Source organism: Streptomyces sp. (assembly GCF_019510245.1).
Classification (GTDB): domain Bacteria; phylum Actinomycetota; class Actinomycetes; order Streptomycetales; family Streptomycetaceae; genus Streptomyces.
On the sequence record NZ_JAEKKT010000181.1, the window covers coordinates 1 to 12,668 of the forward strand.

Sequence of the window (12,668 nt, forward strand, 5' to 3'; positions counted from 1 at the left end):
GGAGCGGTGCGGCCGGTGGCGGCGAGGTGGGCGCGGACGCCGAGTGTGTGGAAGAACACCTGGCCCTTGTCGTCGGCCGCCCCGCGCGCGTAGAGCCGGTCGTCCCGGACGACCGGCTCGAAGGGCTCGGTGTCCCAGCCGTCCTCGCGGGCGGCGGGCTGGACGTCGTGGTGGCCGTAGACCAGGACCGTGGGCGCCTCCGGGTCGCCCGCGGGCCACTCGGCGAAGACGGCCGGGGCGCCCGGGGTCTCCCAGACCTCCGCGGTCGGGAAGCCGGTCTCCGTCAGTCTCGCGGCGAGCCAGTCGGCGCTGCGGCGTACATCGGGGGCGTGGTCGGGCTGGGCCGACACGGAGGGGATGCGCAGCCATTCGGCGAGGTCGGCGAGGAAGGCGGCGCGGTGCTCCTCGATGTACGTGCGGACGGCGCTGTCCGGGGTCTGGCTCATGGTCACGAGCCTATCGGCCCGGACCGACATCCTCGGCGGGCGGTTCGTCACACTCGGCTTGTCCGACGATCAGTCTTTCCAGGGCTGCCCGGTCCGGCAGACCGTCCGGCCGCTCGACCTCGCCGGTGCGTACGTGCACGAACGCGGCCGTGACCGACTCGGGCGGCACACCCTGCTGCTCGGCCCAGCCGATCCGGTAGATCGCCAGCTGGAGCGGGTCGGCGGGGCGGGTACGGCTGGTCTTCCAGTCGATGATCTCGTACGTCGTCGCGTACGTCGCCCCGTCGCCGTGGTCCGTCCGGTAGACGGCGTCGATACGGCCTCTGACGACCCGGCCGGCGAGGGCGAGCTGGAAGGGGGCCTCGACGCGGTACGGCGTGCGGTGCGCGTACTCGGTGCGCTCGAAGGCCTCCTTGAGGGCTTCGAGGTCGCGTTCGTCGGCGATCTCGGCGTCGCTGCCGGGCAGCTCGTCGGGCTCCAGCATGGGCAGCGTGAGCTCCTCGAAGCGCGCCTCGACCCAGGCGTGGAAGCGGGTGCCCCGGCGTGCCGCCGGCTGCGGGGGGCGTGGCATGGGGCGCGCGAGTTCCTGCGCGAGCCCGTCCGGGTCCTCGGCCAGCCGCATCAGCTGGGTCGCGGACAGAGCGGCGGGGAGGGGGACGTCGGTGACGTTCCGGCGGGCGCGCAGCAGCTCTCCGGTGAGCGCGTCGAGGTCGCGGTCCCAGGAGGCGATGGTGCGGGCTTCCTCGGGGGTGAGGAGGTCCTCCTCCGACGCGGGGTCGACGCGCTCGGGCAGCGGGGCGCCGGCGTGTGCAGGCGTGCGCTCGGCGGGCACGGTCTGCGGCGTGGCCTGGTGCGGGATCGTGGGGCGGTCGGTGCTCCAGGAGTCCCAGTCGGCGGAGTCGGTGTCCTGGAGGCCGTCCTCGTCGGGATCGGGTTCCTCGTCCTCGGGCGGCGGGGGCCAGTCCGGGTCCTCGACGGCGGCCGTGTCGTGGCCGGCGGGAGCGCCTTGGCCGGTTCCGGCCGTGAGGGCGTCCAGGTGGGCGAGTACGGTCTCGGCGGCCGCGCGGCGGCGGGCCAGCGCGGCCGTGTCCAGAGGCAGCGGCCATACCTGGTCGGCGCTCGCCGTGTGCAGGGCCGGGTTCTCCTCGTCCTCCTCGGGTTCGTCGGCCCAGGCCTCGATCTCGCCGTGCCCGGTGGCGCAGTGGTCGTGGAGGGCCAAGAGGAAGTCGGAGGGGCCGCGCGGCTTCTTCTGGCTGGGGCCCCACCAGTGGCCGGAGCCGAGGAGCAGGGAGCGGGGGCGGGTGAAGGTGACGTAGCCGAGGCGGAGTTCCTCGGTGTGCTGGTGCTCCTTCATGGCCTCGTGGAAGGCCTTCATGCCCCGCGAGTCCCAGGCCTCGACGTCGGGCAGGGTGGCGGTGTCGCCGCGCAGGGCGTGCGGGAGCACCTTGGCCTGGGCGGTCCACTTCTCGCGGCCCTGGCTGCTCGGGAAGGTGCCCTTGACCAGTCCGGGGACGGCGACGACGTCCCACTCCAGGCCCTTGGACTTGTGCGCGGTGAGCACCTTGACGGTGTTCTCGCCGCCGGGCAGGGCGTTGTCGAGGCCCTTCTCGTACTGGGCGGCGGTGCGCAGGAAGCCGAGGAAGGCGAGCAGGGTCGCCTCCTGGTCGCCGGCCGCGAAGGAGGCGGCGACGTCCAGGAAGTTGGAGAGCGTCTCGCGGCGGCGGGCGGCCAGCGCGTGCGGGGACGCGGACAGCTCCACCTCCAGGCCGGTGACGGCGAGGACGCGGTGCAGGACGTCCATCAGCGGGTCGGACAGGGAGCGGCGCAGCTCGCGCAGTTCGGTGGCGAGGCGGGCGAAGCGCACGCGCGCGTCCGGTGAGAACGGCAGCCCGTCGTCCCCCTGCCCGGGCCGGTCGCCGTCGAACGGCAGCTCCAGGAACGTGTCCAGGGCGTCCGCGAGGGATATCACCTCGGCGGGGTCGACCCCCTCGACGGCCTCGGCGAGCCTGCGGTCCGGGTCGTCGGCGTCGCCCACGCGCGTGTGCGTCACGAGCCGCCGGGCGCGGCGGCCGAGGAGGGCCAGGTCGCGGGGGCCGATGCGCCAGCGCGGGCCGGTCAGCAGCCGGACCAGGGAGGCGTTGGCGCCCGGGTCCTGGAGCACCTCGCAGACGGCGACGAGGTCGGCGACCTCGGGCAGGTGCAGCAGTCCGGAGAGGCCGACCACCTCGACGGGGACGTCACGGGCGACGAGGGCGCCCTGGATCTCCGCGAAGTCGGTCGCGGTGCGGCACAGGACCGCGATCTCGCCCGGTGGCGTGCCGGTGCGGACGAGGTGGGCGACCGAGTCGGCGATCCAGTCCATCTCCTCGGCGTGGGTGCGCAGCAGGGCGCAGCGGACCGTGCCGTCCCGCTCGGCGCCCGGGGCGGGGCGCAGCGCCTGCACGCCCGCGTGCAGGGCGCGCAGCGGCTCGGCTAGGCCGTTGGCGAGGTCGAGGAGGCGGCCGCCGCTGCGGCGGTTCTCGCTGAGCGCCTGGCGGGTGGCGGGCCGGCCGTCGGCGTGCGCGAAGTGCTCGGGGAAGTCGTCCAGGTTGGCGACGGAGGCGCCGCGCCAGCCGTAGATGGCCTGGCAGGGATCGCCGACCGCGGTCACCGGGTGGCCGGTGCCGGCGCCGAACAGGCCTGCCAGGAGGACGCGTTGGGCGACCGAGGTGTCCTGGTACTCGTCGAGGAGCACGACCCGGAACTCGTCGCGCAGCAGCCTGCCCACCTCCGCGATGCCGGCCAGCGCCGCGGACAGCGCGATCTGGTCGCCGAAGTCGAGCAGGTCCCGCTCGCGCTTGGCGGCCCGGTAGCGGACGACCAGCTCGGCCAGTTCGCGGCGGGCTGCGGCCGCCTCGGGGACCTTGCGCAGGTCGGCGTTGCCGAGCTTCACGCCGGCCAGGGTGTTCAGCAGTCCGGCGTCCCAGGCCCGCAGGTCCTCGGGGCGTACCAGGTGTTCGGCGAGCTCGGAGTCGAGGGTGAGCAGGTCGCTGACCAGGTCGGCGAAGGAACGGGTGAGGGCGGGGTAGGGGCCGGGGGCCTCGCGCAGCACGCGCGCGGCCAGCTGGTAGCGGGTGGCGTCGGCGAGCAGCCGGGAGGTCGGCTCCAGGCCGATGCGCAGGCCGTGGTCGGTCAGCAGCCGGCCCGCGAAGGCGTGGTACGTGGAGATGACCGGCTCGCCGGGCGGGTGGTCCGGGTCGATGACGTCGGGATCGGTGACCCCGGCCCGGACGAGTGCCTTGCGGACGCGCTCCGCGAGCTCACCGGCCGCCTTGTTGGTGAAGGTCAGGCCGAGGACCTGCTCCGGGGCCACCTGCCCGGTGCCGACCAGCCAGACCACCCGGGCCGCCATCACCGTCGTCTTGCCCGATCCGGCCCCGGCCACGATCACCTGCGGGGCGGGCGGCGCGGTGATGCAGGCCGTCTGCTCCGGGGTGAACGGGATGCCGAGGAGCTCTTTGAGCTGCTCGGGGTCGGTGATACGGGCGGGCATGAGGAAAGAGGCTAGCGGCGGGCACTGACAATCGATAAAAGCACCCGCACTCGGTGAAACAGCGCAATCGACGGCACAGCGCTCACTCCACCACGTGCCGCCCCTCCGGCCGCGCGCTGCACGAGGCGCGGAAGGCGCAGTGGGTGCAGTGCTGGCCGGTGGTGGGCGCGAACCGTTCGTCGAGGACCTTGCCGGCGGCGGAGGCCAGCAGTTCTCCGACCCACTCCCCCTCCAGCGGTTCCTGCGCCTGCACCTTGGGCAGGGTCTCGCCGCCGTCGCGCTGGGCGGCGCCCTGTCGGAGGTGGACCAGTTCGGCGCCGCCGGGCTCGGGACGTACGCCGTCGAAGGCCTCGTCGACGGCTCCCTCGCGGACCGCCAGCTGGTAGACGGCGAGCTGCGGGTGCCGGGCCACCTCGGCCGCGCTGGGCGCCTGTTTGCCGGTCTTGAAGTCGACGACGTACGCGCGTCCCTCGCCGTCCGCCTCCACGCGGTCCATCTGGCCGCGGATGCGCACCTCGTAGTCGCCCGCTTCGAGGGTGACGTCGAAGTCCTGCTCGCTGGCGACCGGCGTGCGTGCGGTGCGGTCCAGAACGTGCCACTTCAGGAAGCGTTCGAGCGCCACGCGCGCGTTGTCCTTCTCCTGCGCCGACTTCCAGGGCGCGTCGAAGGCGAGCGCGTTCCACACCGAGTCCAGCCGCTCCATGAGGACGGCGAGGTCGGCGGGGGTGCGTCCGGAGGCCACCTCGTCGGCGAGGACGTGTACCACGTTGCCGAAGCCCTGGGCGGTGGTGGCGGGCGCGTCGGCCTTCACCTCGCGGCCCAGGAACCACTGCAGGCTGCAGGTGTTGGCGAGCTGGTCGAGGGCGCTGCCGGAGAGCACCACGGGCTGGTCGCGGTCGCGCAGCGGCACCTTGCTCTCGGTCGGTTCGAACATGCCCCACCAGCGGTAGGGGTGGGCGGACGGCACCAGGGGGCGGCCGTCCTCGTCGGCGAGGGCGGCCAGCCGGGCCAGGCGGCGGGCGGCGGCCTCCCGCAGGGCGTCGGACGCGCGCGGGTCGACGGTGGTCGCGCGCAGCTCGGCGACCAGGGCGGCCACGGCGAGCGGGCGGCGGGGGCGGCCGGTGACGTCCTGGGGTTCGGCGCCCAGTTCGGTGAGGAACCGGGAGGGCTGGTCGCCGTCGTCGGCGGGGGCCTTCACGGCGGTGACGACGAGGCGTTCACGCGCGCGCGTGGCGGCGACGTAGAACAGGCGGCGCTCCTCGGCGAGCAGCGCGCCCGGGGTGAGCGGTTCGGCGAGTCCGTCGCGGCCGATGCGGTCGGCCTCCAGGAGCGAACCGCGGCGGCGCAGGTCGGGCCACAGGCCCTCCTGGACGCCGGCCACGACGACCAGGCGCCACTCCAGGCCCTTGGCGCGGTGCGCGGTCATCAGACGTACGGCGTCGGGGCGCACCACGCGGCCGGCGAGGGTGTCGGCGGCGATGTCCTCGGCCTCGATCTCCGCGAGGAAGTTCAGCGCGCCCCGGCCGCCGCTGCGCTCCTCCGCGCGGGCGGCGGTGGCGAACAGGGCGCACACGGCGTCCAGGTCACGGTCGGCGTTGCGGCCGGCCGCGCCGCCGCGGCGGGCGGAGCGCTCCAGGCGGGATGGCCAGGGCGTGCCGTTCCACAGGACCCACAGCGCCTCCTCGGCGGTACCGCCGTCCGTCAGGCGCTCGCGGGCCCGGCTGAGCAGCGCGCCGAGCCGCTGAGCCCCGCGCGCGTACCCGGGGTCGTGGACGGCCAGGCGCTCGGGCTCGGCGAGCGCCCGCGCGAGCAGTTCGTCCGACGGGGGCGGGAAGGCGTTGCCGGCCGCGCGCTCCTCGTCGCGCAGGGCACGGCCGAGGCGCCGCAGGTCGGCCGCGTCCATGCCGGCGAGGGGGGAGGTGAGCAGGGTGAGCGCGGTCTCGGTGTCGAGCCAGCAGGAGGGCGCTTCCTCCCGGTCGCTCGCGACCCTCTCCCGGGTGCTCGCGGCATCCGCGGCCGCCACCGCCCGCAGCGCCGTCAGGAGGGGCGCCACCGCCGGTTCGTGGCGCAGCGGCACGTCGTCGCCGTCGATGTCCAGGGGCACGCCGGCCGCGGTGAGGGCGCGGCGGACCGTCGGGATGGTGTGGGAGCCGGCGCGCACCAGGACGGCCATGTCGCTCCAGCGGACGCCGTCCTCCAGGTGCGCCCGGCGCAGGATGTCGGCGATGTTGTCCAGCTCGGTGCCGGACGTCGGGTACGTGTAGACCTCGACGCGGCCGCCGTCCAGGGCGGCGGTCAGCTCACGGTGCGCGCGCACCTTGTCGGCGGGCAGCCGAGTCAGCGGCATCCGCTGGGTCAGCAGCCGGGTCGCGGCCAGCAGACCGGCCCCGGAGCGGCGGGACGTGCGCAGCACCTGCACCGGGGCGGGACTGCCGTCCACGCGCGCGAAGGCCGACGGGAAGTCCAGGATGCCGTTGACGTCGGCACCGCGGAACGTGTAGATCGACTGGTCCGGGTCGCCGAACGCGACCAGCGTGCGGCCGCCGCCTGCCAGGGCGTGCAGCAGGCGCACCTGAGCCGGGTCGGTGTCCTGGTACTCGTCGACGTACACGGCGTCGTACCGCCCCGCGAGGTCCAGGGCGACCTCGGGGCGGTGGGCGAGCAGCACCGCGCGGTGGACGAGTTCGGCGTAGTCGAGGACGCCCTGGAGGTCGAGGACGTCGAGGTACTCGGCGAGGAAGGCGGCCGCGGCCCGCCAGTCGGGGCGCCCGATACGGCGGGCGAAGGCGTCCAGAGCGGCCGGGTCCAGACCCAGTTCGCGGCTGCGGGCGAGGACCGCGCGGACCTCGTCGGCGAAGCCCCGGGTGGTGAGGCAGGCGCGCAGTTCGTCGGGCCAGCGCACATGGTCCAGCCCGAGCCGCTCCAGGTCGGGCTGTCCGGCGAGCAGCTCACGCACGGCGACATCCTGCTCGGGGCCGGACAGCAGCCGCAGCGGGTCCACGAACAGGCCGCTGTCCTGGTGGGCGCGGACCAGGGCGTAGCAGTACGAGTGGAAGGTGGTCGCCCGGGGCGCGCGGGCCGCGCCCACCCGCAGGGCCATGCGGTCGCGCAGTTCGACGGCGGCCTTGCGGCTGAATGTCAGCACCAGGATCCGCTCGGGGTCCGCGCCGCGGGCGATGCGTGCGGCCACGGACTCCACCAGGGTCGTGGTCTTGCCGGTGCCGGGACCCGCGAGGACGAGCAGCGGGCCGGACCCGTGGTCAACCACGGCGCGCTGTGCGGCGTCCAGACGAGGGGGATCCGCGTCGGCCGGCGGGGTACGGACCAGTCGGTAAGCGCCACGGTTCCCCTGCCGCACCTGGAGGTGCGGCAGGCGCCTGGTGGAGGAAGAGGAGCTCACGTGGTTCGCCGGTCCTGGTGGGTGTGCTGGTCGGTTCGCGGTCGCGCGTGCGCGGGGGTGGCCGCGGGGTGAGCGGGACACGCGCAGCCGACGCTACGCCGACGAGCCGGACGCGAGCAGAGCTTCCGCCTCTTCCCGTCCGCCTCCCCGGGCGCTCGCGGCACGCGCGCCGCTCATCTCACGAACGTACGTCATGCCACGGACGTCCCCGGTGTCCCTCGTACGGGCCACCGGTTCCCCCCGAGGGCCTCCGATGGCGGAAGCTGTCAGGTGTGAGCCCCCGCGTCCGCGCCGCCGTCCCACCGCGCCCGCTTCATGTCGAGCCGCGGCAGATGGCCCTCCGCGGCCCTGCTCGCCTCCTTCAGCGGGGTGCCCTCGGCGCGGTAGTGGCCCAGCGCGCCCAGCTCGTGCCCCGGGAGCAGGACCCCGTCGGCGCGCACCACCCGCCACCAGGGGACGGCACCGCCGTAGAGGGACATCACCCGCCCGACCTGGCGCGGCCCTCCCTCGTCCAGCCATTCCGCGACGTCGCCGTACGTCAGGACGCGCCCGGGCGGGATCCGCTCGGCGACCTCGAGGACCCGCTCGGCGTACTCGGGCAGTTCGTCCACGTACCCCTCTCGGGTGTCCTCGGGAAGGCTCTGCTCGCTCATTCGCCCCATCCTGCCGCACCCCACCGACAACCGGCGCGGTCCGCGGCGGGCCTCCGTCTCGCCCTCTCGCGGCGCTTGGGGCAGACTGTGCGCCCCCGCATCTGCACCCTGATGCCCCCGGGTGTCGGTGGAGCATGCCACCATCGTGCGGGCGGTGACTGGTGATACGAGATCAAGAAGAGACGACCGAGCAGCAGGGTGTGCCCCCCGAGGGCGGGGCGAGCACCTCTGACGCTGCCGCACGCCCGGACACACCCGGATCCGACACCGCGCACCCGGACACCGCGCGACCGGAGACCGTGGCCCCGGACGCCGCGGCCCCGGACACCGCCGAGGCGGACCACGGGTGCGACGAGGCGCACGCCGACGAGGTGGAGGGCGACGAACCGCTGCTCCCCGCGCGCGTGCACCGCCCCTCCGACCTCATGCGGCTCCTGGTCGGTGTGCTCGCCATCGCCGTGCTGCTCGGCATCTCGGCGGTCGCGCACGGCACCACCTCCGGTCTCGAACAGGACATCAACAAGGGCACCGGTCAGGCTCCCGACCTGCTGATCAGGTTCGCGGGACTGGCCTCCAGCATCGCGATCCTGCTGGTGCCGGTCGCGTTCGCGATCGAGCGGCTGATCAAGCGGGACGGGCTGCGCATCGCCGACGGCGTGCTCGCGGCCGTCCTCGCGCACGGCGTGACCCTCGCCACCGACCTGTGGGTGGCCAGGGCCGCGCCGGGTTCGATCCAGGAGGCGCTGACCCAGCCCTCCCCCGGCGACATCCACGTCCTCACCGACCCGGTGCACGGCTACCTCGCGCCCGTCATCGCCTACATGACGGCCGTCGGCATGTCCCGGCGGCCCAGATGGCGGTCCGTGCTGTGGATCGTGCTGCTGCTCGACGCGTTCTCCATGCTCGTCACCGGCTACACGACGCCGTTCTCGATCATCCTCACGGTGCTGATCGGCTGGACCGTCGCCTACGGCACGCTGTACGCCGTCGGCTCCCCCAACGTCCGTCCCACCGGACGCACCCTGCTGGCGGGCCTCAGGCACGTCGGCTTCCACCCGGTCGGCGCGGCTCGCGAGGAGGCCCTGGACACCGAGAACGGCGACCGGGGCAGGCGCTACTTCGTCACCCTGGAGGACGGCCCGCCGCTGGACGTCACGGTCGTCGACCGGGAACAGCAGGCCCAGGGCTTCTTCTACCGCGCCTGGCGCAACCTGACCCTGCGCGGCTTCGCCACCCGCTCCAGCCTCCAGTCCCTGCGCCAGGCCCTGGAGCAGGAGGCCCTGCTGGCGTACGCGGCGATCGCGGCCGGCGCCAACGCCCCCAAGCTGATCGCCACCTCCGAGCTGGGCCCCGACGCCGTGATGCTCGTCTACGAGCACACCGGCGGCCGCACCCTCGACTCGCTGGCCGACGAGGACATCACCGACGAACTGCTGCGCCACACCTGGCACCAGGTGCAGGCGTTGCAGTCGCGCCGGATCGCGCACCGCAGGCTGGCCGGTGACGCCATCCTGGTGGATCGTTCCGGCACCGTGATCCTCACCGACCTGCGCGGCGGCGAGATCGCGGCCGGTGAACTGCTGCTGCGCATGGACGTCGCCCAGCTGGTCACCACGCTCGGGCTGCGGGTGGGTGCCGAGCGGGCGGTGGCCTCGGCGGTCGGCGTGCTCGGCCCCGACGCCGTCGCCGACTGCCTGCCGATGCTCCAGCCGATCGCGCTGACGCGCTCCACGCGCGCGACGCTGCGCAGACTGGCCAGGGAGCGCGCCCAGCGCGAGCGGGACGCGGTCCTGGAGGCGTCCCGGCAGGCCAAGCTGGCCCGTGCCGAGGAGGCCGGGAAGCCCGACAAGAAGACGGTGCGCGCCGAGCAGCGGGCCGAGAAGCGGGCCCTGGACGACGCGCTGGAAGAGGCCCGCGAGGAGGACCTGCTCACCCAGATCCGGCACCAGGTGCTGAAGATCAGACCGCAGGCACCCGTGGAGCCGGCCCGCCTGGAGCGGGTGCGGCCCCGCACGCTGATCAGCGTCATCGCCGGCGCGATCGGCGGCTACTACCTGCTGACCCAGCTCACCCACATCGAGTTCGGCCCTCTGGTGGCGAACGCCCAGTGGGGCTGGTTGATCGCCGCGGTGCTGTTCTCGGCGCTCAGCTACGTCGCCGCGGCGATGTCGCTGCTCGGGTTCGTGCCGGAGCGGGTGCCGTTCGTGCGGACCGTGGCGGCGCAGGTCGCCGGCTCCTTCGTGAAGATCGTGGCGCCCGCCGCCGTCGGCGGTGTCGCCCTCAACACGCGCTTCCTGCAGCGCGCGGGCGTGCGTCCAGGACTCGCGGTGGCCAGCGTGGGCGCCTCGCAGCTGTTCGGGCTCGGCTGTCACATCCTGATGCTGCTGTCCTTCGGCTATCTGACCGGCACCGAGAAGACCCCGTCGCTGTCCCCGTCCCGCACGGTCATCGCCGGTCTGCTGACCGTCGCCGTGCTGGTCCTCGTGGTGACCTCGGTGCCGTTCCTGCGGAAGTTCGTCAGCACGCGCGTGCGTTCGCTCTTCGCCGGCGTCGTGCCGCGCATGCTGGACGTGCTGCAGCGGCCGCAGAAGCTCGTCACCGGCATCGGCGGCATGCTGCTGCTGACCGCCTGCTTCGTGATGTGCCTGGACGCCTCCATCCGCGCGTTCGGCGACGGCTCGACCTCGCTCAGCATCGCCAGCGTCGCCGTCGTCTTCCTCGCCGGCAACGCGCTCGGCTCCGCGGCGCCGACCCCGGGCGGTGTCGGCGCGGTCGAGGCGACCCTGACCGTCGGCCTGATCGCCGTCGGCCTGCCCAAGGAGGTCGCTGCACCCGCCGTCCTGCTGTACCGGCTGCTGACCCTGTGGCTGCCGGTCCTGCCGGGCTGGCTGGCGTTCAACCACCTCTCCCGCAAGGGCGCGCTCTAGGGGCGCGGGCGTACCTCGGACGGCTCGCGCCCCGCGCGCGTGGCCGGGCACGACCCCAGGATGGGAGCATGCCGAACCCCTTCCGGATCCGTGCCGCCGCCCTGACCGCCGCCCTGGTGCTGGCTGCCCTGCCGACCGGGTGCAGCAGCGGTTCCGGGGACGGGGATCTGGCGGCACAGAAACTGGACTGGAAGAACTGCCCGGCGCCCGACGAGGCCGAGGGCGGTGGCGACGCGCCGTCACCGCTGCCCGGCGGCGGCACCTGGCAGTGCGCCACCATGAAGGCGCCCCTGGACTGGTCGAAACCGAAGGGCGCCACCATCGGCCTCGCGCTGATCCGGGCCAGGGCCAGCGGCGACGCGAGCAAGCGGATCGGCTCCCTGATCTTCAACTTCGGCGGCCCCGGCGGCAGCGGCGTCACCACGCTCCCCGCGTTCGGCACGGACTACGCGGCCCTGCGCACCCGCTACGACCTCGTCAGCTTCGACCCGCGCGGAGTCGGCCGCAGCGACCCCGTCGAGTGCGAGAACGACGCCCAGCTCGACAACTACTTCCAGCAGGACGCGACGCCCGACACCCGTGCCGAGCGCACCCAGCTGATCAACCGCACCAGGCAGTTCAACGCCGCCTGCGAGAAGAACTCCAGGGCGATCCTGCCGCAGGTCCGCACCACCGACGCCGCCCGCGACATGGACCTGATGCGCCAGGTCCTCGGCGACGCGAAGATGCACTACTTCGGCATCTCCTACGGCACCGAACTCGGCGGCGTCTACGCCCACCTGTTCCCGAAGAACGTGGGCCGGGCCGTCTTCGACGGCGTCGTCGACCCCACCCAGGACCCGGAGCAGAGCTCGCTCGGGCAGGCGAAGGGCTTCCAGCTCGCCCTCGACAACTTCGCCGAGGAATGCACGTCGAAGCAGGCGGAGTGCCCGATCGGCGACACCCCGCAGGACGTGAAGGACCGTATCGCCAAGCTCCTCGCGGACCTCGACAAGAAGCCGATCCCGGGCATCCTGCCCCGCGAGCTCACCCAGTCCGCCGCCACCAACGGCATCGCCCAGTCCCTGTACTCCAAGGACTTCTGGGAGTACCTCACCGAGGGTCTCGAAGAGGCGTACGACGGCGACGGGAAGATCCTGATGCTGCTGTCCGACTCGATGAACGGCCGCAGCGAGAACGGCGAGTACAGCAACATCACCGCGGCGAACATCGCCATCAACTGCGCCGACGAGAAGCCGCGGTACACCGCCGACTACGTCCAGCAGAAACTGCCCGAGTTCCGCGCCGCCTCCCCGCTGTTCGGCGACTACCTCGCGTGGGGCATGGTCAGCTGCACCGACTGGGCGGTGCCGGGGGCCGCCGACCACCCCGACGTCAGCGCGCCCGGGGCGGCGCCGATCCTGGTCGTGGGCAACACCGGGGATCCGGCGACGCCGTACGAGGGCGCGCGGAAGATGGTGGACGCGCTCGGGAAGGGCGTCGGGGTCGAGCTGACCTACAAGGGCCAGGGGCACGGGGCGTACGACAGCAAGGACAAGTGCGTGCAGGGTGCCGTGAACGGCTATCTGCTGGAGGGGACGGTACCGAAGGCGGGAACGGTCTGTACGTAGCAGAACCGCAGGTCAGGCGGTTATCCACAGGCTTCAACGGCCTTCGGCCGCTGCGCCTACTATGGCCTGACCGCTCTCCCGCAACGAATGCGCGGAGGGC

The 12,668-nt window shown here is 73.7% G+C and carries 6 protein-coding genes; 2 read left to right on the forward strand and 4 right to left on the reverse strand.

Translation table 11 applies throughout. From position 1 onward, the window contains the following. The 4 genes from JF597_RS35975 to JF597_RS35990 all read right to left on the reverse strand — a co-directional run. Positions 1-446, reverse strand: a 446-nt coding sequence (locus JF597_RS35975) for a M20/M25/M40 family metallo-hydrolase (RefSeq protein ID WP_294005308.1), incomplete at its 3' end; no start/stop codon positions are given. A gap of 10 nt (positions 447-456) precedes the next feature. Continuing rightward, complete coding sequence (locus JF597_RS35980; RefSeq protein WP_294005311.1) at positions 457-3,978, reverse strand: ATP-dependent DNA helicase; 3,522 nt, start codon at positions 3,976-3,978, stop codon at positions 457-459. Positions 3,979-4,060: 82 nt separating this feature from the next. Then, positions 4,061-7,378, reverse strand: a complete 3,318-nt coding sequence (locus JF597_RS35985; RefSeq protein ID WP_294005314.1) for an ATP-dependent DNA helicase — start codon at positions 7,376-7,378, stop codon at positions 4,061-4,063. A gap of 266 nt (positions 7,379-7,644) precedes the next feature. Further along, positions 7,645-8,031, reverse strand: a complete 387-nt coding sequence (locus JF597_RS35990) for an MGMT family protein (protein WP_294005317.1) — start codon at positions 8,029-8,031, stop codon at positions 7,645-7,647. Positions 8,032-8,192: 161 nt separating this feature from the next. On the opposite strand from JF597_RS35990, the gene JF597_RS35995 reads away from it, so the two are divergent. Further along, positions 8,193-10,958, forward strand: a complete 2,766-nt coding sequence (locus tag JF597_RS35995; RefSeq protein ID WP_294005320.1) for a lysylphosphatidylglycerol synthase domain-containing protein — start codon at positions 8,193-8,195, stop codon at positions 10,956-10,958. A gap of 68 nt (positions 10,959-11,026) precedes the next feature. Further along, complete coding sequence (locus JF597_RS36000) at positions 11,027-12,568, forward strand: alpha/beta hydrolase (protein ID WP_294005323.1); 1,542 nt, start codon at positions 11,027-11,029, stop codon at positions 12,566-12,568. Positions 12,569-12,668: the final 100 nt, after the last annotated feature.